The following is a 21,928-nucleotide window of genomic DNA, read 5'->3' as shown; positions in this document are numbered from 1 at the left end:
GCAAACCCTCCCTTTTCTCACCGGAAAAGGGAGGGTTTGCGTCTTTTCGCGGTGAAACCTAGAGAGTCTCGAAGATCTCCCGGGCCAGCTTGGCGGTCTCGGACGGTGTCTTGCCGACCTTCACGCCTGCGGCCTCCAGAGCTTCCTTCTTGCCCTGCGCGGTGCCGGCACCGTCGGAGACGATGGCGCCGGCGTGGCCCATGGTCTTGCCCTCCGGGGCGGTGAAGCCCGCGACGTAGCCGACGACCGGCTTGGTGACGTTGGCCTTGATGTAGGCGCCGGCCTTCTCCTCTGCGTCGCCGCCGATCTCGCCGATCATCACGATGATCTTGGTCTCGGGATCCTTCTCGAACGCCTCGATGGCGTCGATGTGGGTGGTGCCGATGACCGGGTCACCGCCGATGCCGATGGCGGTCGAGAAGCCAAGATCGCGCAGCTCGTACATCATCTGGTAGGTCAGCGTGCCGGACTTGGACACCAGGCCGATCGGGCCCTTGCCGGTGATGTTGTTCGGCGTGATGCCGACCAGCGACTCGCCCGGGGTGATGATGCCGGGGCAGTTCGGCCCGATGATGCGGGTCTTCTCGCCCTTTTCGACGTTATAGGCCCACGCATATGCGCTGTCCTGCACCGGGATGCCCTCGGTGATGACCACCAGCAGCGGAATTTCGGCGTCGATGGCCTCGATGATGGCGTCCTTGGAGAACGCCGGCGGCACGAAGGCGATCGACACGTCGGCGCCGGTCGCCTTCATGGCCTCGGCCACCGAACCGAACACCGGCAGCTCGATGTCGTTGCCGTCTTTGTCCTTATGCGACACCGTCGTGCCGGCCTTGCGCGCGTTGACGCCGCCGACCACCTGGGTGCCCGCCTTGAGCATCAGTGCGGTGTGCTTGGTGCCCTCGCCGCCGGTGATGCCCTGGACGATGACCTTGTTGTCCTTGTTCAGAAAAATCGACATTGATTGCGTCCCTTACTTGTTGGCCAGCTCGGCGGCCTTGTCGGCGCCGGCGTCCATGGTCTCGGCCTGGATGACCAGGGGGTGGTTGGCCTCGGCCAGGATGCGACGGCCCTCCTCGACGTTGTTGCCGTCGAGACGAACGACGAGCGGCTTGTTGGCCTCGTCGCCGAGGATCTGCAGCGCCTTGACGATGCCGTTGGCTACCGCGTCGCACGCGGTGATGCCGCCGAACACGTTGACGAACACGCTCTTGACCTGAGAGTCGTTGAGGATGACGTCGAGACCGTTGGCCATCACCTCGGCCGAGGCGCCACCGCCGATATCGAGGAAGTTGGCGGGCTTCACGCCGCCGTGCTTCTCACCGGCATAGGCGACGACGTCCAGGGTCGACATGACCAGGCCCGCGCCATTGCCGATGATGCCGACCTCGCCGTCGAGCTTGACGTAGTTGAGGTCGTTCTCCTTGGCCTTGAGCTCCAGGGGATCGGTGGCGTCCTTGTCCTCGAACTCGGCGTGGCCGGGCTGGCGGAAGTCCGCGTTGGCGTCCAGGGTGACCTTGCCGTCCAGCGCCAGGATCTGGTCGTCGGGCGTACGCACCAGCGGGTTGACCTCGACCAGGGTGGCGTCCTCGCCGACGAAGACCTCCCACAGCTTCTGGATGGTCACTGCGGCGGCGTCGAGCACCTCGGCGGGCAGGTGGCCCTTCTCGGCGATCTCGCGCGCGAAGGCCAGGTCGACACCCTTGACGGCGTCGACGGGCACCTTGGCCAGCCGCTCCGGCTTGGTCGCGGCGACCTCTTCGATCTCCATACCGCCCTCGACCGAGCACATGGCCAGGTAGGTGCGGTTGGAGCGGTCCAGCAGGAAGGAGATGTAGTACTCCTCGGCGATATCGCTGGCCTCGGCAACGAGCAGTTTCTTGACGACGTGGCCCTTGATGTCGAGGCCGAGAATGTTCTGGGCGTGGGTGAAGGCGTCCTCGGGGGTGGCCGCGTACTTCACGCCGCCGGCCTTGCCGCGGCCGCCGACCTTGACCTGAGCCTTCACCATGACCGGCTTACCGATCTCCTCGGCGATCGCCTTGGCGTCCTCGGGCGAGTCGGTGACCCGGCCGGGAGTGGTGGGGACGTTGTGCTTGGCGAACAGCTCTTTCGCCTGATATTCGAAGAGATCCATGAGCTCTGAGAAATCCCTGTCTGTCTGCGTTGACGATTGGTTTCACTTCAGCGTGTGGGCCTGACCGGCTCGCTGGGCACTTTATCGACCCTTGGCGCGGGCTCCCCCATCGCCCACCTGACTTGTGCTAAATCTCACCGAGGGGGCCCAGTGAGACAAGTCACATTCCCGCCCGGAATACGCGCTTAGGTTGCCACCAACATTGGGGTTTGGTTAACGTGCCTACTGGTCCAGATCACGGCAAGGTCACGAAAAGAAGGACATCGCAGGTTGCCTGAGCACAGTTCGTCCCGCTTCCCCAAGGGAACACCGACGAACGCTCGCACCGCGAAGAGTCCGCTCTCGGCCGCCGAAATCACCGACATCATCCCGTTCAACGAATTCGGTGACCTGCACGAACTCGAGTTCCGCGACAGCTCCGCCTTCGACAAGGAGCAGCGCGTCATCGCCGCTCCCGAACTCGACGATCTGCACGACACCGACGACCTGGTGCCTTTGCGGCTCGCCGTGCCGACCGAGTTCGAGTCCCACGAGCCTCGGCTCTCGGCCCGCGGCTATCGCGACAGCCACACCGACCTGAGCGACGGCCTGGCCCAGACCGACGTCATCGACATCCGCGGCCAGCGCACCGGTGGTGCGCACCGCAAGCAGACCGTGGGTGCGGTCAAGAGCCGGCTCCTGATCGCCGCCATGGCCGCCGGTGCCACCGCCTCGGGTGCCTACACCCTGAGCACCGCCGATTCGTCCACGGCCACCTCGGACACCGTGCTGACCGGCGCCCAGGCCGGGATCAGTGGCGGCGTCATCACCGGGTCGGCCGACGGGATGCAGATCGTGACCGTCGAGCCGGCCGCCAGCTCGGCCGTGCACGCCGAAGAGATCACCAAGGCCGCCGCCTTCGCCCAGGAACGTGCCGAGCGTGAAGCGCGACTGAACAGGCCGCTGTTCGTGATGCCCACCAAGGGCGTGTGGACATCAGGCTTCGGCTACCGCTGGGGCGTGCTGCATGCCGGTATCGACATCGCCGGGCCGATCGGCACGCCCATCGTGGCCGTCGCCGACGGCACCGTCATCGACGCCGGCCCGACCGCCGGTTACGGCGCCTGGGTCAAGATCCGCCACAACGACGGCACCGTCACGCTCTACGGCCACGTGAACACCTGGCTGGTGTCCGTCGGGCAGCGCGTGATGGCCGGTGACCAGATCGCCACCATCGGCAACCGCGGCAACTCCACCGGCCCGCACTGCCACTTCGAAGTCTTGCTCAACGGCAGCAACCGCATCGACCCGGTGCCGTGGCTCGCCCAGCGGGGGCTTAGCCCCGGCACCTACGTTGGATGACGTGAGTCCCGAGCACGTCCCTGAGGATCCCCGCACCAACATCATCCGCCGGCACCCCACCGGTTCGTTCCCGGCGCTTTCGCCTGCCCCCGGCACCGGCCCCACCATGTTCGTGCGTACCCCTGCCGAGCAGGACCAAACCAGTTACATCCCCCGGCCCACCCCGCAGGCCGTGGCACCGCGCCGCGAGGCCGGCCCGGCCGCGGCCATCGCCGCCGCCGTGTTGAGCATCTTGACCGGCTGGGCCACCGCCGTCATCGCCACCGATCTGATCGCCGGGTGGTGGCGCACCGACCGGTTGTTCTGCGTCGCGATCGGCTTTCTCACCGCGATCTCGGCGGCCGCCGGGATCGGGGGTTTGATCGTGCTGCTGCTTCAGCGCCGGATGGGACGGCTGCTGATCGTCGTCGGCGCCACCATCGGCCTGTTGATCTTCGGCTGCTTGTTCCTCGCCGGGGCGCGGCTGCACCCCGTCGTCTACGCGATGCCGGCGTTACCGGTCGCCGCGATCGTGCTGGCGTTGCTGCCCGCGACGGCACGGTGGGCGAAGGGTTAGGCCGTCATGGTCAGAGCTTGCTCACCGGCGCGTGGTTGTGCATCAGCTTGACCCGGCCGGCGCTGCCGAAATCGATGAGCGACATGGCCGATTCGCCGACGCCGGACACCTCTTCGACCCGGCCCAGCCCGTACTTGTCATGGGTCACCCGGTCGCCGGGTTCCAGGGTGATGACCGTGCGGTTGCGCACCTTCGCCGGCGCCGGGCGTGCGCTGTCGGCGAATCGCCCCACACTGCGCGGGGCGCTCAGCACTGATGCCGGCGTCTCGACGCGGCGCCAGTTGATGAGGTCTTCCGGGATCTCGCGCAGGAACCGGGACTCCGGGTTCAACATCGGCTGTCCCCAGGACGACCGCACCTTGGCGCGGCTCAGATACAGCCGTTGCCGGGCCCGGGTGATACCGACATAAGCCAGCCGGCGTTCCTCGGACAGCTCCGTCGGGTCGCCGAGGGCGCGCATGTGCGGGAACATGCCGTCCTCCCAGCCCGTGACGAACACCACGGGGAATTCCAGGCCCTTGGCGGTGTGCAGGGTCATCATGGTCACCACACCCGACCCCTCTTCGGGGATACCGTCGGCGTCGGCGACCAGCGACACCCGTTCCAGGAACTGGGCCAGCACCCCGGTGTCGGGAATGTCCTCGTCGACCAGGTCCTCTTCCTCGCGCAGCGCCTGCGCATTGGCCAGGTCGATGCTGAATTCGTGTGCGACGCTGACCAATTCGTTGAGGTTGTCCAGCCGCGCGAGATCCTGCGGGTCGTTCGACGATTCGAGTTCGCGGCGGTAGCCGGTGCGGTCGAGCACCGCCTCGACCAGATCGCCGAGTTCACCGTCGAGCCCGGCCCGCAACGAGTCCAGCAGCTCCACGAAGGAGGCGATGGCCTTCTCCGAGCGGGTGTTGAGCATCGGGACCTTGCCCTCGGCGGCCACCTGCAGCGCGTCGTTGAAGTTGGTGCCGGTGTTCTCGGCGTACACCGCCACGCACGCCTCCGCCCGGTCCCCGATGCCACGGCGCGGGGTGTTGAGGATGCGCCGCATGCTCACCGAGTCGCCGGGGTTGTCCAGCACCCGCAGGTAGGCGACGATATCGCGAATCTCCTTGCGCTCGTAGAAGCGCACGCCGCCGACGACCTTGTACGGGATACCGGAGCGGATGAACACCTCCTCCAGGGCACGCGAGGAGTTGTTGGTGCGGTAGAACACCGCAACGTCGTTATAGCTGATCTGGTTCTGGTCGGCCAGGGCGTCGATCTCACCGGCGACGAACCGCGCCTCATCGTGCTCGTTGTCGGCGACATAGCCGACGATGAGTTCGCCCTCCCCGGAATCGGTCCACAGTCGCTTCTCGCGCCGTCCCGCATTCCGGGAGATGACCGCGTTGGCGGCGTTCAGGATGGTCTGGGTGGAGCGGTAGTTCTGTTCCAGCAGAATGGTTGTCGCGTCCGGGTAGTCCCGCTCGAAATCCTCGATGTTGCGGATGGTGGCCCCGCGGAACGCGTAGATCGACTGGTCGGCGTCACCGACGACGCACAGCTCGCCGGGCGGCACGTCACCGGCGGGGTCGTGGCCGACCAGTTCTCGGACCAACATGTACTGGGCGTGGTTGGTGTCCTGGTACTCGTCGACCAGGATGTGCCGGAAACGCCTGCGGTAGTACTGCGCCACCTGTGGGAACGCCTGCAGCACATAGACCGTCTCACCGATGAGGTCGTCGAAGTCCAGGGCGTTGGCCGCGCGGAGCCGGCGCTGGTACTCGCCGAACACCGAGGCCACGGTGCGCGACATGTCATCGGAGGAATCGGTCAGCTCGGCGACCGCGCGCTCCGGGTCGATGAGCTCGTTCTTCAGATTGGAGATGCCGTTGGACAGCACCCGCGGTGAATACCGCTTGGTGTCCAGCCCCATGTCCTTGGCGATCATCATCAGCAGCCGCCGCGAATCGTCGGCGTCGTAGATGGAGAAGTTCGAATTCAGCCCGGGCATCAGGGAGGCCTGGTTGCGCAGGATGCGCACACACGAAGAATGGAACGTCGAGACCCACATGTTGCGCGCGCGGGGCCCGACCAGTTGCACCACCCGTTCGCGCATCTCCGCGGCGGCCTTGTTGGTGAAGGTGATGGCCAAGATCTGGCCGACGCCGACGTCGCGGGCGGCCAGCAGGTAGGCGATCCGCCGGGTGAGCACCGCCGTCTTACCCGAACCGGCGCCCGCCACGATGAGCAGCGGCGAACCTTCGTGCAGCACGGCCTGGCGCTGCTGCGGGTTGAGGCCGTCCAGCAAGTTGTCGGTGTCAGCAGCAAGAGTCATATCGCAGTCAAACCTACAACCGCGGGCGGACACTTTGCGCTGGCCCGGCCGTTAGTGGCACACTCGATTTGTGCTCCATCAGCAGCGACGATTTTTTTACGGGTACCGATCCGCGGTGCCCGTGGTCTAGCTGCTTCCCCAGAGCCCCGCGGTCCGCATCCGGATCCGGGGCTCGTCTGTTGTGTGAGGCCCGAAACCGGATGAAACCAAAACCCACCAACAGCGAGGAACCCATGACCATCGAAACCAGCGAGCTGCCGAACATCGATGATCTGCGCCTGGAGATCGACCGCCTCGACGCCGAGATCCTGGCCGCCATCGCACGCCGCAAAGAGGTCTCCCAGACCATCGGCAAGATCCGGATGGCCTCTGGCGGCACCCGCCTGGTGCACAGCCGCGAGATGAAGGTGATCGAGCGCTACAGCGAGCTGGGTCCCGAGGGCAAGGACCTCGCGATGCTGCTGCTGCGCATGGGCCGCGGCAGGCTCGGCCACTAACGCGGTTTACCGAAGCCCGCCTGCTCCAGCACCTTCTGACCCTCAGCACCGGTCACGAGGTTGATGAACTTGTGGGCCAGGTCCGCATTCGCCGCACTCTTCAGCGTGGCGATCGGGTAGGTGTTGACCGCACCGGAAGACTCCGGGAACCCGACGCCGTCGACCTTGCCGCCCGATCCCGCGACATCGGTGACGTACACCAGCCCCGCGTCGGCCTGGCCGGTGGACACCTTGCCCAGCACATCGGTCACCGACGTCTCCTCACTGACCGGTGCCAGCGTCACCTTGGTGGTGTCCTCGACCTTTTTCGTCGCCGACCCGCACGGCACCTGCGGCGCGCACACCACCACGTTCAGACCAGGCTTGGCCAGATCGCCGAAAGTCTTGATGCCCTTGGGGTTACCGGGGGCCACCGCAATGGTCAGCACGTTCGTCGCGAAGGTCACCGGGTCCCCGGCCAGCAACCCGGCCGCAGCCGCCTTGTCCATGTTCTTGGCGTCTGCCGAGGCGAACACATCGGCCTTGGCACCCTGCGTCAGCTGCGTCACCAGGTCCGAGGATCCGGCGAAGGAGAACTCCACCGTGGCCCCCGGATTGTCGGACTTGAACTGGTCGCCGATCTGGGTGAAGGTCTGCTTCAGCGAGGCCGCGGCGAACACCACCAGGTGCTGCGCGGGCGCCGCGCTGCTGGACGGGGCACCGCCGGGCGACGTGTCCGAGCCGCAGCCGCTGAGCACTGCCGCCGCGGTCAGTCCGGCAGCCGCCAACGCCCTCATGCGTTTCATCTACGTGTCTCCCGGGGTCTCGACGATGACGGTGGTGGCCTTGACGACGGCCACGGCGACACTGCCGGGCTCGAGCTGAAGATCGCGCACGGCGTCGGTGCTCATCAGGGAGACGACGGTGAACGGTCCGCACTGCATCTCGACCTGGGACATCACCGTGTCCGAGACGACCTTGGTGACCAGCCCGGCGAATCGGTTGCGCGCGGAACTGCCGATCGCGACCGGATCCTGCGGCACCCGGCCGGCATGCTCGCGGACGAAGCCGGCCAGCTGGGCGCCGTCGAGGACCTTGCGGCCCGACTCGTCCGTACTCGCCGCGATGCTGCCATCGTCGATCCAGCGCCGGACGGTGTCATCGCTGACCCCGAGCAGCTCGGCGGCCTCGCGGATACGGAGTGTCGGCACGGCAGGATCGTATCCGTATCTGCGGATAATTCACACAGATGGCACCGAAGATGCGGATCCAGAGCGGAAGCTACGGGGTGAAGGCGATGTACTTCGTCTCCAGATACTCCTCGATACCCTCCGTGCCGCCCTCGCGGCCGAACCCGGATTCCTTCACGCCGCCGAACGGCGCGGCGGGATCCGAGATCACCCCGCGGTTCACCCCGACCATGCCCGACTCGATCGCCTCGGCCACCCGTAGCGCACGGTCCAGGGACTGGGTGTAGATGTAGGACGCCAAGCCGTATTCGGTGTCGTTGGCCGCGGCGATGCCCTCTTCCTCGGTGTCGAACCCGGCGATCGGCGCGACGGGCCCGAACACCTCCTCCTTGAGGATGCGGGCATCGGCGGGCACCCCGGCCAGCACCGTGGCCGGGAAGAAGTTGCCGGGGCCGGCCGGGGCCTCCCCACCGACGGCGACCTCCGCGCCGCGGTCCACCGCATCCGACACCAGCTCGTTGACGATGCCCAGCTGCTTCGGTGAGATCAGCGGCCCGAGCGTGGACGCATCATCGAGCCCGTTGCCCAGCTGATACTCGCTCATCCGCTTGACGAGCTTCTCGGTGAATTCCGCGCGCACCGCGTTGGCGACGTGGAACCGGTTGGCCGCTGTGCAGGCCTCGCCGCCGTTGCGCATCTTGGCCAACAGGGCGCCCTCGACGGCGGCATCGACATCGGCGTCGTCGAACACCACGAAGGGGGCGTTGCCGCCGAGTTCCATCGACGTGCGCAGCAGTTTGTCCGAGGACTGCTTCACCAGCGCCTTGCCCACGCCGGTGGAGCCGGTGAACGTCAGCTTGCGCAGCCGGCCGTCGTCGATCAGCGCGGTGGTCAGCGCACCGGGGTTCGAGGTGGGCAGCACCGAGAGCACACCCTTGGGCAGGCCCGCCTCCTCGATCAGCTTGGCCAGCAGCAACATCGTCAGTGGGGTCTCCTGCGCGGGCTTGACCAGCATGGTGCAGCCGGCGGCCAGCGCCGGGCCGATCTTGCGGGTACCCATCGCCAGCGGGAAGTTCCACGGCGTGATGGCGTAGCACGGGCCGACCGGCATCTTGGTGACGACGATGCGGCCGGTACCGGCCGGGCTGTGGGTGTAGCGGCCGCCGATGCGCACGGCCTCCTCGGAGAACCAGCGGAAGAACTCGGAGCCGTACTTGACCTCGCCGCGGCTCTCGGCGATGACCTTGCCCATCTCCAGCGTCATCAACGTGGCGACGTCTTCGGCACGCGCCGTGAGGGTTTCGAAGACCGACCGCAGAATCTCGCCGCGCTCACGGGGCGCGGTGGCAGCCCATTCGGCCTGCACGGCCACCGCGGCGTCCAGCGCGGCGATACCGTCTTCGGGCGTCGCATCGGCGACGGAGGTGATCACCTCGTCGGTCGCGGGATTGTGCACCTCGAAGGTGGACGAGCCGGCGCGCTCTTCGCCGCCGATCCACAGTCCGGTGGGCACGGATGAAATCAGCTCTGCCAAGTGTTCGGTGCGCATACATCCATCATGTACACCCTCGACACGCATACCGCACTAAGGTCTGAAGAATGAGTGCTGACATCACCGCTACGGCCGCATGGCATTCGCTGGCGCGCCACCATGACGCCCTCGCGTCGAAGAATCTTCGGGAGATCTTCGCCGAGGATCCCGCCCGCGGCACCGAACTGACGCTGACCGTCGGCGACCTCTACATCGACTACAGCAAGCACCGCGTCACCCGCGAAACCCTGGATTTGCTGGTCGATCTGGCCAAAGCCGCTGACCTGGAAGGCCGCCGGAACGCCATGTTCTCCGGCGAGCACATCAACACCTCCGAGAATCGCGCGGTCCTGCACACCGCGCTGCGGCTGCCGCGCGGGGCGGCGCTGACCGTCGACGGCCAGAACGTCGTCGCCGATGTGCACGAGGTGCTCGACGCGATGGGTGCGTTCACCGACCGGTTGCGCTCCGGCGAGTGGACCGGCGCGACCGGTAAGCGGATCACCACGGTGGTCAACATCGGCATCGGTGGCTCGGACCTGGGGCCGGTGATGGTCTACGACGCGCTGCGCCACTACGCCGACGCCGGCATCTCCGCGCGGTTCGTCTCGAATGTCGATCCGGCCGACCTGGTGGCCAAACTGGACGGACTCGATCCCGCCACAACGCTTTTCATCGTTGCCAGCAAGACCTTCTCCACGCTGGAGACGCTGACCAACGCCACCGCCGCCCGACGCTGGCTCACCGACGTGCTAGGCGATGCCGCGGTCTCCAAGCATTTCGTGGCGGTCTCGACCAACAAGCGGCTGGTCGACGAGTTCGGCATCGACACCGCGAACATGTTCGGGTTCTGGGACTGGGTCGGGGGCCGTTACTCGGTCGACTCGGCGATCGGGCTGTCGGTGATGGCCGTGATCGGCAAGGAACGCTTCGCGGAGTTCTTGGCCGGCTTCCACCTCGTCGACGAGCATTTCCGCACCGCACCCCTGGCCGAGAACGCCCCGGCGCTGCTCGGCCTGATCGGCCTCTGGTACAACAACTTCTTCGGCGCCCAGTCCCGTGCCGTGCTGCCGTACTCCAACGATCTGTCCCGGTTCGCCGCGTATCTGCAGCAGCTCACCATGGAGTCCAACGGCAAGTCGGTGCAGGCCGACGGCTCACCCGTGACCACCAGTACCGGTGAAATCTATTGGGGCGAACCGGGAACCAACGGCCAGCACGCCTTCTACCAACTGCTGCATCAGGGCACCCGGCTGATCCCCGCCGATTTCATCGGGTTCAGCCAGCCCACCGACGATCTGCCGACAGCCGACGGCACCGGCAGCATGCACGACCTGCTGATGAGCAACTTCTTCGCCCAGACCCAGGTACTGGCGTTCGGTAAGACCGCCCAGGAGATCGCGGCCGAAGGCACGCCCGCCGACGTGGTGCCGCACAAGGTGATGCCGGGTAACCGGCCCACCACCTCGATCCTGGCCACCAAGCTCACACCATCGGTGGTCGGTCAGCTCATCGCGCTCTACGAGCACCAAGTCTTCACCGAGGGCGTGATCTGGGGTATCGACTCGTTCGACCAGTGGGGCGTGGAACTCGGCAAGACTCAGGCCAAGGCCCTGCTGCCGGTGCTCACCAGCGACGCGTCGCCCGCCGAGCAGACCGATACCTCCACCGACGCCCTGGTGCGTCGCTACCGCACCGAGCGCGGCCGATCAGCCTGAGCCACAGCGATTTCGGCGCGCTCGCGCTCGCTGAGCGAATGTGAGCGCGCCGAAATCACCGACGTGGATCAGCCCGGGAGCTGGATCGTGCGGCACGGACCGCCCGGGACGCAGGCGATCCCGCCACCGGGACCGGCTTCGGCCCACGGACCACCGGGGACCTGCGCCGACACGTGGCCGTCGGGGCTGGCCTGAGCACCGGGGCCGCCGGGAACCTCGGCACCTGCACCCTGCGGACCCGCCGACGGCGTACACGGCGTGCCGTCCGGGTTGTAGCAGCCGGGGGCCGGCGGTGCCGGCGGCATCGGCTCGGCCACGGCGGCCGGGGCAAGTGCGATGGCTCCAGCAGCCGCAGCACCTGTGAACAGTAGAGGCGTCATCTTCATCAGTTTCACCATCATGAGGTTCGACTACCCGACTACTGCGCAGGGTTAAACCAGGCAATCCGAAAAATCACGCAAAGCGCTTGGTGTACTTCGGCGGCAGCAGCCGCATGATCTGCGTCAACGGCGCCCACGGCCACCCGGGCACGACGGCGCGGCCCTTCTCCTTCTCGATGGCGTTGACCATCGCGCGGACCCCGGTCTCGTTGTCGACCATGAGCAGGGTCGACCCGGATTTGGCCGTCATCTCGGATTCGATGTACCCGGGTTCGATGACGGTGACCCGGATCGGTCCCTTGTCATACTCGGCGCGCAGCGACTCACCGAGTGAGGTCATCCCCGCCTTGCTGGCGCAGTACGCGGCCTTCGTACCGGGAACACCGGTGTTGCCCAGCACCGACGAGATGAGCACCAGGTGCCCTCCCCCGGATTTCTTGAACATTTCCAGTGCCGTCTCGATCTGCACCAGCCCGGCGACCAGGTTGGTCTCGATGGTGGCCTTGTTGGCCCACGGCTTGCCCTCGCCCAGCGGCCAGCCCTTGCCGATACCGGCGTTGACGATGACCCGGTCGATACCGCCCAGCTCGTCGGACAGCTCACCGAACACCCGGGGGACGGCCTCGTGGTCGTTGACGTCCAGCGCGGCCACGGCCACCTTCACATGCGGGTGCTTGGCGGCGATCTCCGCCTTGAGCTCCTCCAGCCGGTCGGTGCGGCGGGCACAAAGGGCCAGGTCACGGCCCTTGGCAGCGAAAGCGCGGGCCATGCCGGCGCCCAGTCCGGAACTGGCGCCGGTGATCAGGATCTTCTGGCGAGTCATGCCGAGCAGAATAACCCAGTTAGATAACTGACCGGAAACCTGAGGTTGCTACTTGAGCAGCCGCGACAACCTGCGGTCCGCCAGTTTCTTGCCACCCGTCTGGCACGTCGGGCAGTACTGGAACGACTTGTCGGCGAAGGACACCTCGGCCACGGTGTCCCCGCACACCGGGCACGGCAGTCCGGTGCGCGCGTGCACCCGCAAACCGGAACGCTTCTCGCCCTTCAAGGTGGCAGCCCCCTGCCCCACCGACCGTGTCACGGCATCGGTGAGCACCGACACCATCGCGTCGTGCAGGGCGCCGAGCTGATCGGGCGTCAACTTGGCGGCGGTGGCGAACGGGGAAAGCTTTGCCACATGCAGGATTTCATCGCTGTACGCGTTGCCGATACCGGCGATGATCTTCTGGTCGGTGAGGACGGTCTTGATCCGACCGGTCTGGGTGGCGAGCACCTCGGCGAGTTCGGCAGGTCCGAGTGACAGCGCATCCGGCCCGAGCGCGGCGATCTGCGGGACGGCCAGCGGATCTGACACCACCCACACCGCGAGCCGCTTCTGTGTGCCGGCCTCGGTGAGGTCGAAACCCACGCCGCCCTCGCCCGATGTCGCCGGGGCGGCTCCCAGGTGCACACGCAGGGCGATCGGCCCTTTGCCCGGTTTGAGCGGCGTCGGTGCCAGCTTGTCGGACCAACGCAGCCAGCCGGCGCGGGACAGATGCGTGATCAAGAACAGCTCACCAACCTGCAGACCGAGGTACTTGCCCCACCGCGACGCCCCGGTCACGGTCTGCCCGTGGAGGGCGGTGACGGGCGGATCGAAGGTCTTGAGGACCGACAGGGCGGCCACGTCCACCCGCGTGACCGGCCGCCCGACGGCATGCCGGCGCAGATGATCGGCGAGCGCCTCGATCTCGGGCAGTTCGGGCATGTGTCCAGTGTGACATCCAGGGCGAGCGCAGCGGCCGGAGAAGGCGGGGGCAAGGGCCACACCGATATCGTCGGTATGTGCCGCCGTTCCTGCGCCGCCTGCTCATCCTCAATCCGGCGCCGAGGCGCTGGCCGTTCGCGCTGCGGGCCGGGATCTGCATGGCGGTGCCGGTGCTGGCGGGTTGGCTGTCGGGCGATACCGCGGCCGGGCTCATCGCGACCATCGGCGGATTCACCGCCTTGTACGGCAGCGGCCGCCCTTACCTCAACCGTGCGGGCTATCTGGCGATCATCGCGCTGAGCTTCGCCGCAGCGGTGGCCCTCGGCGATTGGGCGGCACGGATCCCGCTGCTGGGTCTGGTGACCATCACGGCGATCGCGATGGTCGCGGTGCTGGTGTGCCACGCGCTGAGCGTCGGGCCGCCCGGGGCCTACATGTTCATGCTGGGCTGCGCGGCGGGGACCGCGACGGCGGCCACCCACCTGACGCCGTGGCATATCGGCGCCCTGGTGTTGTCCGGCGGGGTGTTCGCGTGGCTGGCGCACATGGTGGCGGTGCTGTGGCGGCCCCGCGCACCGGAGTATGCGGCGGTGGGCGCCGCACGCGCCGCGGTCATGCGCTACCTCGAATCCGGCGACGGCACCGACCGCCACCAGGCGGCCCGGGCGTTACACCAGGCGTGGGTGACACTGGTCAATTTCGAGCCGGCTCGGCCCCGCCGGGACGGCACGCTGCAACGCCTGCGGGCCGAAAACCACCGCCTGCATCGAGTCTTCGCCGCAGCGATGGCTGCCGTCGATCGCGGCGAGCCGCTACCCGATATCGACGACCCGTCGTTCGCCGACACCACCCCCGATCTCCCACTGGGCCGCCCGAGCAATCTCACATTGCTGCGGCGCGCCCTGACACCGGGCTCGGACTCCCTGCGGCTGGCAGTGCGGGTCGGTATCGCGGTCGCCTTGGCGGGCACCGTCGCCTCGGTGTTGTCCATCGATCACGCCTACTGGGCCATGGCGGCCGCGGTGCTCGTGCTGTATCAGGGTTTTGATTGGACGCGCACCGTACAGCGTGGGGTCGAGCGCCTGGTGGGCACATGGCTGGGGCTCGGGCTGGCCGGGGCCATCCTGGCCTGGCACCCCCAGGGACTGTGGCTGGTCGCGGTGATCGCCTTGCTGCAGTTCATCATTGAGATGTTCGTGGTGCGCAACTATGCGATCGCCGTCGTGTTCATCACCCCGATCGCGCTGACCATTGCCTCCGCCGGCCATCCGGTGGACGATCTGGGCCGTCTGCTGCTGGCCCGTGGCTTGGACACCGTGATCGGATGCGCCGCAGCCCTTCTGGTGTACCGGGTGGCGATCCGCACGCGCGGTCCCGCACCGGTGACCGAAGCCATCGATGCCACCCTCGCAGCGATGGCGGCCACCACCACACATCTGGAGGCCGGCGCCGTCACCACCGCGCAGGCCCGGGCCGACCGCCGCGATCTGCAACTGCACGCGATGACGATGCTCGATGCGTACCAAGGTGCCGTCGGCGGATCCGCCTCCCAGCGCGAGGCCGCTGAACGGCTGTGGCCGACAGTGGCGGCCACCGAGCAGGACGCCTACCGCACGTTGGCCGCCTGCTGGCAGGCCGAACACCGGCGACCGAACCCAGAGTAGCCAGTACGTGTGCTGCCAATGTCTTTGGCGACACCCCGCGGCGTGCCCGCGTTGCTAGAGCCGACCGTGGCGTCGTGTGAAGGGAGACCCTTCGGTGGGTGATGAGCAGGAGCGGCTTCGCGCGTTGTATCAGTCGTATCTGGACGCGTGCAACGAGCACGACTTCGCACGGATGAGCACGTTTTACGCGTCGCCCATCAGCATCAACGACACTCCCACGGATCCCACGAGGGTCACCGAGCAGTTCGTCCCCCTGGTGTCGGCCTTCCCCGACTGGCAGTGGGAGGTGCGGCACGAACTCGTCGAGGGAGACCTTGTCGCGCTGCACTTCTCGGTGGCAGGCACCCACCTCGGCCACTTTCGCGGGATCGCAGCGACTGGCCGCCGCGTGGTCACCTCTGAATTCACGCTTTATCGGGTCGAAGGCGACAAGTTCACCCACGTATGGGATATCACCGATATGGACGCGGTGCTGGAACAGATCACGGGCACCGAAACGCAGTGACGCCCAGCCTCAACTGACGGGCAGATCGAGGTCACTGCAGTGGTATGTCCTGACCGCGTTCGGCGTCGGTCCGGGGCCCGAAGTAGCGGCGTTCGGATTCGTCGATCGCGAGGTCGTTGATGCTCGCCTCCCGTCGACGCATCAACCCGTGCTCGTCGAATTCCCACAGTTCATTGCCGTAGCTGCGCCACCACTGGCCCGCGGAGTCGCGATCCCGTTCTCGCTGCCATTTGGCGGTCAGGAATGCGACGATCTCGTCGCGGCCGGTGACGAAGACGTTCCGGTTACGCCACACGCTGTCCCGCGTGTACGCCTTACTCACCCGCTCGGGTCACAGGTGTTCCACGCGTCCTCCGCGGCCTGGACTTTCTGGAGTGCCGACTGCAGATCGAACGGTGGTAGCGGTGGACGCTCCTCGTCTGCACCCATCGGATGGGACCTCCCTCTGTACGCGTCGACCGATACGCGTCGACGAACCTTCCTGTCCAACCGCCTTCGGCGTCAGGAGCGAACGACCAGGGAGAGCAGCCAGCTGACGATCGACAGCATGATGGCCGCCCAGATCGCGGTCCACCAGAAGTGGTCGATGAACAGCCCCCAGTGCGTGGTGTGTTCGGTGATCCACGACGTGATCCACAACATGAGTGCGTTGACCACGACGTGGAACAGGCCGAGGGTCAGGACGTAGAGCGGTATCGAGATGATCTGCACGATCGGTTTGATGACGGCGTTGACGAGTCCGAAGATGACCGCGACGACGAAGATGATGCCGACCTTCTGAAGGGTCGTGGCACCGCCGACGAACGTCATGCCCGGCACGAAGAGCGTCACCACCCACAGCGCCAGGCCGGTCAGGGTGGCGCGCAGCAGAAATGATCCCATGCTGCGATCCTGCCAGGTCAGGCGCGCAACAGATAGATGTCCATGATCCAGCCGTGCCGTTCGCGGGCTTCGGCCCGGCGCGCCACGATCCGGTCACCGACATCGCCCACCCTGCCGGACTCCAGCAGTTCGTCGGGCGTCCCCAGATAGGCGCCCCACCAGATTCGGGTGTCCGGCGGACAACTCAAGAACGAGCACTCACCGTCCAGCATCACCACAGCGTCGGTGTCCAGCCCGTTCTCACGCAGTTGGCGACCGGTGGTGATCAGCACGGGCGCACCGATGTCGTTGAGCGCGATGCGATGTCGTGCGGTCAGCGCCTGGATGGCGGTGATCCCGGGGACGACGTCGAAGTCGAACTCGACATGCTCGGCCACTCGCTCCAGGATCCGCAGCGTGCTGTCGTAGAGCGACGGGTCACCCCAGGCCAGAAACGCGCCGACACCGTCGGGTCCGAGTTCGTCCTGGATGGCCTGAGCCCATAGCCGGGCTCGGGCGGCGTGCCATTCGTTCACGTTGTCCCGGTAGGCCGCGCTGTCGGCGGCGGCGGCCCTCTTGGGGTCCGGCAGTTCGACGAACCGGTAGCCGGGTTCGGTGATGAACCGGTCGCAGATCAGCCGGCGCAGCGCCACCAGGTCGTCTTTCGTCTCACCCTTGTCCATGGCGAAGAAGACGTCAGTGTCGTTGAGCGCCGAGATCGCCTGCGTCGTCACGTAGTCGGGGTCGCCCGCGCCGATACCGATGACATGAAGGGTGCGCACCCGCAGAAGGCTAGCCGACCGGGCATGGAGCGCGGGTCAAGAGCGGTGAAGCACCCGCATGCGTCTCAGTGGCGGCGACTACCCTCCTGGCGCCCATTGCCTGCCGCATCGTTGGGTGCGTACACAGCTGGGAGGATCAACGTGTCGATCACTTCTCGCAGGAACCTGGCATCGACAGTGAGCCCGCTCATCACGCGCATCAGCCCCATCGCGATGAGGGTGTCGGCGATGATGGACCAGTCCCGCTGGGCCACATCGCCGCGTTCTACCGCCTGTTCAAGGATGGCCCTGACCAGACGGCGCCCCTTGAACAGCATCAACTCGTCGAATGCCGAAGCCAGTTCGGGGTCGTGGGCGGCCTCCAGCGCGACCCGCAAGACCAGATCGTTGGAGACGAGTTCGTTGTCGTTGCGAGCTGCGCGTTCGATGATGACATCGAAGTCGCCCTCCAGGGTGCCGGTGTCCGGCACGTCGTCGTGCAGAAGTTCGGGTCGCCAGTAGACGACGACGTCGGTCATCAGCGCCGCCTTGGACGACCATCGGCGATAGATCGCCGCTTTGCCGACACCGGCGCGTGCAGCGATGTCATTCATGCTGGTTTTGGCGTAACCGTGTTCGGTCAATTCTGCCAGCGCGGCATCGAGAATGATCGGGTCGCGCGAGCGATCCAACCGCCCGTCGGTGCGCTGGCGAAGCTTCGACTCGCGCTCAGTCACCTACTCGTTTCCTTCTACCCGTTTCTTACAGCATCTCAGACCGCGTCATCGAGGTGTGGCCCCCTGCGGTGATCGACAGCGTGGTTCGGTCGGCTGGGCCGCTGATCCCGCTGACCATTCGTCTGAGTACGGGGACGGCTGCACGCAACTTCGCTTGGTCTTCGCCGCTCACACACTGCAACCGGCTTTCAATGGCGCGGCGATGAGTTTCCAGGAAGGCGTCGAAGGACTGTTCACCGCGAGCGGTCAATTCGACGTATGAATTGCGCCGACTAGCGGTGGGTGATGTGCGGCAAATCAAGTCACGTCGCGTCAGCCGACTGACGGCAACCGACATCGTCGGCAGGGTCACACCTGCGGCCTGCGCCAGTTCCGAGACTCGGGCACGCCCTCGTTCGACGACGATTTGCATCACCGCATACTGCGCCGTGGTGAGCTGCCCTGTCGCCCGCCGCGCCATGTCGGTGTGCCGTGACGCGACGTAGAGCTTGGTCAGGACCCTCAGCAGCGCTTCGGCCGCTTCGGCTGGGTCGGGCTTGGGGTGTGCCAGCGGTGTCACGGCGCGCTGGGCGCAGGGATGGGCGCGGTGTGGGGTTCGTCAGGATCGGGCCCTACCGGCGGTGTGGCGGCCGGATGGGTGATTTTGATGGTGTTCAGTGGCCACCAGAACCAGCGTCCCAGCGCGGCGGCGATGGACGGGGTCATGAACGAGCGCACGATCAGTGTGTCGACGATCAGCCCGATCCCGATCGTCATGCCGAGCTGACCGACCACGCGCAGCTCCGAAACGATCATCGACATCATGGTGAAGGCGAACACCAGACCAGCGGCGGTGACGACGCGTCCGGTGGCGCCCATGCCGCGGATGATGCCGGTGTTCAGCCCGGCGTGGATTTCCTCTTTCAGTCGCGATACGACCAGGAGGTTGTAGTCCGAGCCGACCGCCAGCAGGATCACCATGGACAGCGGGATGACGATCCACTGCACGCCCAGACCCAGGATGTCCTGCCACAGCAGCACCGAAAGCCCGCAGGCGGTACCCAAAGAGGCGGCCACGGTGCCCACGATGACCAACGCTGCCACCACGCTGCGGGTGATGAGCAACATGATCGCGAAGATCAGGATCATCGCGGCGATGACGGCGATCGCCAGGTCGATGGTCACCCCGTGTTGCATGTCGTTGTAGAGCGAGGCGGTACCGGCAAGGGACACCTTGGCATTCGACAGCGGTGTGCCTTTCACGGCGTCGGCGACGACGTCCCGCATATCCTGGACGTGCTCGATTCCGTCCACCGACGCTGGATCCCCCTGGTGGGTGATGATGAAGCGCACCGCTTTGCCGTCCGGGGAGACGAACATCTTCAAGCCGCGCTGGAAGTCGGGGTTCTGGAAGACGTCCGGGGGCAGGTAGAAGAAGTCGTCGTTCTTGGCCTGGTCGAAGTACAGACCCATTTCGGTTTCGCCCTTGGCCAGCTCCTGTTGCTGGGCCTGGGTTCCGGCCATCACACTGTGTGTGGCGACCATGAAGTCACGCATCCTGGTCATCGAGTCGATGGTCGAGCGCAGCACCGGCAGCATCTGGGGCATCAACTGGTCCATCTTGTCCAGATCCGCAGCCATGTTGCCGAACTTGTCCGACAGTGCGTCGATACCGTCGAGTGCATCGAAGATGGATCGCAGCGAATGGCACATCGGGATGTCGAAACAGTGTGGTTCCCAATAGAAGTAGTTGCGTAGCGGCCGGAAGAAGTCGTCGAAATCGGCGATGTTGTCCCGTAACTGCTGTGTCGTGGACACCAGGTCGTGGGTGTCTCCGACCATCAGGTGCGTCGTGTCGACCAGTTCGGTGGTGATGGTCAGCATGCGTTGCATGCTGGCGATGGTCTTGCTCATCTCGTCGGCCTGCTCCAGCATCTGGGCCGAGTTGTCGTTGTTGAACTGCGCAGCCTGCAGCGTCCCGGCGTTCTGGGCGCCCATGAGGTAGGGCAACGAGCTGTGCTCGATCGGCGCGCCCAGGGGCGGGTGATGGTCTGCACCCGATCGATACCGCGCATGTGCACCACAGCCTTGGCGACGCGGTCGATCACCAGCATGTCAGCGGGGTTGCGGAGATCGTGGTCGGCCTCCAGCATGAGCAACTCTGGGTTCATCCGCGCTTTGGAGAAGTGTTTTTCGGCGATGGCCATGGCCTGGTTGGACGGCATATCAGCCGGAGTGAACTTGTCGTCGTTGTACTGCGGCACATAGGTCATCAGACTCAGGAAGCCGATAATCGCGATGGCCGTGGTGACCACCACGATCGGAATCGGCCACCGCACCACCGCGGTGCCGACTTTGCGCCACCCACGGGCGTCTATGGGGCGTTTGGGGTCCAGCATGCCAAAGCGCGACGACACCGCAAGCACCGCCGGAGCCAGCGTCAGCGCGGCGGCGATGACGGTCAAGATGGCGATGGCACACGGCAGACCCATGGTGTTGAAGTACGGCAGCGTGGTGAACGACAAGCACATCGTCGCACCCACGATGGTCAGGCCGGACCCGACGATGACGTGCGAAACACCATGGTAGGCCCAGTAAAACGCGTCTTCGCGGTCCAGCCCGTTCGACCTGGCCTCGTGGTAGCGACCCAGCAGGAAAATGACATAGTCCGTACCTGCCGCAATCGTCAACATCACCACCATGCTCACCGCGTACGGGGTCAAACCGATGATGTTCAGGTTGCCCGCAGTGGCCACCACACCCTGGGCGGCGAACAGTTCGATACCGATGATCACCAGCGACAGCAGCATCGCCACGATCGAGCGATAGATGATGAGCAACATCACGATGATCACCACGATCGAGAGCAGCGCCATCACCGCCATACTCTTATGCCCGGCAACCGAAGTGTCGGTGACCAGGACGGTGTTGCCTGTCACGTAGGCCTTCACCCCTGGCGGGGCGGCAACCGAGTTGACGATGTCGCGCACCGCGGCCACCGACTCGTGACTCGGGGTGGTGCCCTGCGCACCGCTGAGGAAGATCTGAACATAGGCAGCTTTACCGTCCACACTCTGCGAACCCGCCGCGGTCAGCGGGTCACTCCAGTAATCCTGCACGTTCTGCACGTGCTGGTGATCGGCGTTGAGTTTCTTGACGATCTCGTTGTAATAGTCATGGGCGCTGGCCCCCAGCTTGTCCTGGCCTTCGAGCACGACCATCGCCGTCGAGTCGGAGTCGAATTGCTGAAACTTCTTGCCGATATTCAGCATCGACTGAAACGCCGCCGAACCCTTGGGGCTCAACGACACCGCATGCTGATCGGCGATCGTGTCCAGCGGCGGTGTTACGACAGCCAAGATGACCGCGAGGGCGATCCAAAACAGGATGACCGGAATGGCCAGCACTCGGATCAGGTGTGCGATAAGCGGGCGGTGCGGTGCTGAATGTGCTGTGCTCATACGGATTTCACCAAGCAGTAGATGAACGGTTTAACGGTGTCGGTGCTCGTCCGGTCGTCCCGTACGTCTCCGTCCACGGTGACACGACACTTGAGGTCGCTGACGTCACGATCACCCTGGGCCATGATGTTCGCCGACATCGACGGCAGCGTCGTGACGATGGTGAAAGACCATGGCAGGGGCGCATTCTCGATGAGATGCGGTTGCCCGTTCTCATCGAGATAGTTGACCGTCACCGTTCCCCCCGAACCGGTGACGTCGTAGGTGATGTGTTTCGGGTTGAAGTTGGCGGTGATCCCCGATTGCTCAGCGACGGCAGGCGTGTGGTGGCCCGAATCCCGGATCCGCACTATCGCGTAGGCGCCGATGGCAACAACCACCGTCAAAAGCAGCGGCACCCAGAACCGCTTCAGTACTGCGTACACCATGCACCTCTGCATTCGGGCCTTCACGACGACCGCGCACGCCGATGCACACGGGGCCGAACATTCGGTTATCATTCCCTAGACGGAACCGCAGTTCCGCCTAGGCACGGGCAGGACTCTACACCACCGTTTCGCCACCACGGAGTAC

Annotated in this window: 20 protein-coding genes and 2 pseudogenes; 6 read left to right on the top strand and 16 right to left on the bottom strand. The window is 65.8% G+C overall.

All coding sequences use genetic code 11. The features are described 5' to 3' along the window. Positions 1–58: 58 nt before the first annotated feature. A complete protein-coding gene (sucD, locus tag QN239_RS07720) occupies positions 59–961 on the bottom strand; it encodes a succinate--CoA ligase subunit alpha (protein WP_499009241.1) in 903 nt (300 codons plus the stop codon). Between the two features lie 12 nt (positions 962–973). Further along, entirely contained in the window at positions 974–2,137 is a 1,164-nt protein-coding gene (gene sucC / locus QN239_RS07715) for an ADP-forming succinate--CoA ligase subunit beta (protein WP_499009237.1), read from the bottom strand. Between the two features lie 270 nt (positions 2,138–2,407). Here sucC and QN239_RS07710 point away from each other — a divergent pair, with 270 nt between their 5' ends. Next, complete coding sequence (locus tag QN239_RS07710) at positions 2,408–3,478, top strand: M23 family metallopeptidase (protein ID WP_499009234.1); 1,071 nt, start codon at positions 2,408–2,410, stop codon at positions 3,476–3,478. Between the two features lies 1 nt (position 3,479). Continuing rightward, complete coding sequence (locus tag QN239_RS07705) at positions 3,480–4,034, top strand: hypothetical protein (protein WP_499009232.1); 555 nt, start codon at positions 3,480–3,482, stop codon at positions 4,032–4,034. Between the two features lie 10 nt (positions 4,035–4,044). On the opposite strand, the gene pcrA is transcribed toward QN239_RS07705, so the two are convergent. Next, a complete protein-coding gene (gene pcrA, locus QN239_RS07700) occupies positions 4,045–6,342 on the bottom strand; it encodes a DNA helicase PcrA (RefSeq protein WP_499009229.1) in 2,298 nt (765 codons plus the stop codon). A 200-nt stretch (positions 6,343–6,542) separates the two neighbouring features. Between pcrA and QN239_RS07695 the strand changes: the two genes are divergently transcribed. Beyond that, positions 6,543–6,839, top strand: coding sequence for a chorismate mutase (locus QN239_RS07695; RefSeq protein ID WP_090354893.1), 297 nt, complete (start codon positions 6,543–6,545; stop codon positions 6,837–6,839). Here the strand turns inward: QN239_RS07695 and modA are convergent. The 3 genes from modA to QN239_RS07680 form a co-directional block, all read right to left on the bottom strand. Next, positions 6,836–7,624 carry a molybdate ABC transporter substrate-binding protein gene (gene modA / locus QN239_RS07690; RefSeq protein ID WP_499009226.1) on the bottom strand — a complete coding sequence of 263 codons (789 nt, stop codon included), beginning with the start codon at positions 7,622–7,624 and terminating at the stop codon, positions 6,836–6,838. The genes QN239_RS07695 and modA overlap by 4 nt on opposite strands. Continuing rightward, a complete protein-coding gene (locus tag QN239_RS07685) occupies positions 7,625–8,029 on the bottom strand; it encodes a TOBE domain-containing protein (RefSeq protein ID WP_090354890.1) in 405 nt (134 codons plus the stop codon). Positions 8,030–8,099: 70 nt separating this feature from the next. Next, on the bottom strand, positions 8,100–9,557 hold the full coding sequence (locus QN239_RS07680; protein WP_499009222.1) for an NAD-dependent succinate-semialdehyde dehydrogenase: 1,458 nt from the start codon (positions 9,555–9,557) through the stop codon (positions 8,100–8,102). Between the two features lie 50 nt (positions 9,558–9,607). Between QN239_RS07680 and pgi the strand changes: the two genes are divergently transcribed. After that, positions 9,608–11,257, top strand: a complete 1,650-nt coding sequence (gene pgi, locus QN239_RS07675) for a glucose-6-phosphate isomerase (RefSeq protein ID WP_499009221.1) — start codon at positions 9,608–9,610, stop codon at positions 11,255–11,257. Positions 11,258–11,325: 68 nt separating this feature from the next. Here the strand turns inward: pgi and QN239_RS07670 are convergent, their stop codons facing one another. The 3 genes from QN239_RS07670 to QN239_RS07660 form a co-directional block, all read right to left on the bottom strand. Continuing rightward, a complete protein-coding gene (locus tag QN239_RS07670) occupies positions 11,326–11,637 on the bottom strand; it encodes a hypothetical protein (protein ID WP_499009219.1) in 312 nt (103 codons plus the stop codon). Positions 11,638–11,710: 73 nt separating this feature from the next. Further along, a complete protein-coding gene (locus QN239_RS07665) occupies positions 11,711–12,460 on the bottom strand; it encodes an SDR family oxidoreductase (RefSeq protein ID WP_167164773.1) in 750 nt (249 codons plus the stop codon). Positions 12,461–12,508: 48 nt separating this feature from the next. Continuing rightward, positions 12,509–13,387 (bottom strand): Fpg/Nei family DNA glycosylase, encoded by an 879-nt coding sequence (locus QN239_RS07660; RefSeq protein ID WP_499009218.1) that lies wholly within the window; start codon positions 13,385–13,387, stop codon positions 12,509–12,511. Between the two features lie 77 nt (positions 13,388–13,464). Here QN239_RS07660 and QN239_RS07655 point away from each other — a divergent pair, with 77 nt between their 5' ends. Continuing rightward, entirely contained in the window at positions 13,465–15,051 is a 1,587-nt protein-coding gene (locus tag QN239_RS07655) for an FUSC family protein (protein WP_499009215.1), read from the top strand. Positions 15,052–15,145: 94 nt separating this feature from the next. Further along, positions 15,146–15,556 (top strand): ester cyclase, encoded by a 411-nt coding sequence (locus QN239_RS07650; protein ID WP_499009213.1) that lies wholly within the window; start codon positions 15,146–15,148, stop codon positions 15,554–15,556. 31 nt (positions 15,557–15,587) lie between these two features. On the opposite strand, the pseudogene QN239_RS07645 reads toward QN239_RS07650, so the two are convergent. From QN239_RS07645 to QN239_RS07615, 7 genes and pseudogenes are all read right to left on the bottom strand, one after another. Next, positions 15,588–15,985: pseudogene (locus tag QN239_RS07645) on the bottom strand (DUF1348 family protein). 72 nt (positions 15,986–16,057) lie between these two features. Further along, positions 16,058–16,438: a phage holin family protein gene (locus QN239_RS07640; RefSeq protein ID WP_090354877.1), complete on the bottom strand. Its 381-nt coding sequence runs from the start codon at positions 16,436–16,438 to the stop codon at positions 16,058–16,060. Between the two features lie 17 nt (positions 16,439–16,455). Continuing rightward, on the bottom strand, positions 16,456–17,199 hold the full coding sequence (gene cobF, locus QN239_RS07635; RefSeq protein ID WP_499009211.1) for a precorrin-6A synthase (deacetylating): 744 nt from the start codon (positions 17,197–17,199) through the stop codon (positions 16,456–16,458). Between the two features lie 65 nt (positions 17,200–17,264). Further along, positions 17,265–17,915 carry a TetR/AcrR family transcriptional regulator gene (locus QN239_RS07630; RefSeq protein ID WP_499009209.1) on the bottom strand — a complete coding sequence of 217 codons (651 nt, stop codon included), beginning with the start codon at positions 17,913–17,915 and terminating at the stop codon, positions 17,265–17,267. A 25-nt stretch (positions 17,916–17,940) separates the two neighbouring features. Continuing rightward, positions 17,941–18,474 carry a MarR family winged helix-turn-helix transcriptional regulator gene (locus QN239_RS07625; protein WP_499009204.1) on the bottom strand — a complete coding sequence of 178 codons (534 nt, stop codon included), beginning with the start codon at positions 18,472–18,474 and terminating at the stop codon, positions 17,941–17,943. Then, a pseudogene (locus QN239_RS07620) lies at positions 18,471–21,355 on the bottom strand (MMPL/RND family transporter). Before QN239_RS07620 ends, QN239_RS07625 begins: the two are co-directional and overlap by 4 nt. Continuing rightward, positions 21,352–21,783, bottom strand: a complete 432-nt coding sequence (locus tag QN239_RS07615; RefSeq protein WP_499009202.1) for an MmpS family transport accessory protein — start codon at positions 21,781–21,783, stop codon at positions 21,352–21,354. Before QN239_RS07615 ends, QN239_RS07620 begins: the two are co-directional and overlap by 4 nt. Positions 21,784–21,928: the final 145 nt, after the last annotated feature.

The sequence above is a fragment of the Mycolicibacterium sp. Y3 genome (assembly GCF_051188035.1).
Classification (GTDB): domain Bacteria; phylum Actinomycetota; class Actinomycetes; order Mycobacteriales; family Mycobacteriaceae; genus Mycobacterium; species Mycobacterium fluoranthenivorans.
Note: the sequence above shows the minus strand (reverse complement) of the source record. Positions and strands in the feature narration are given on the sequence as shown.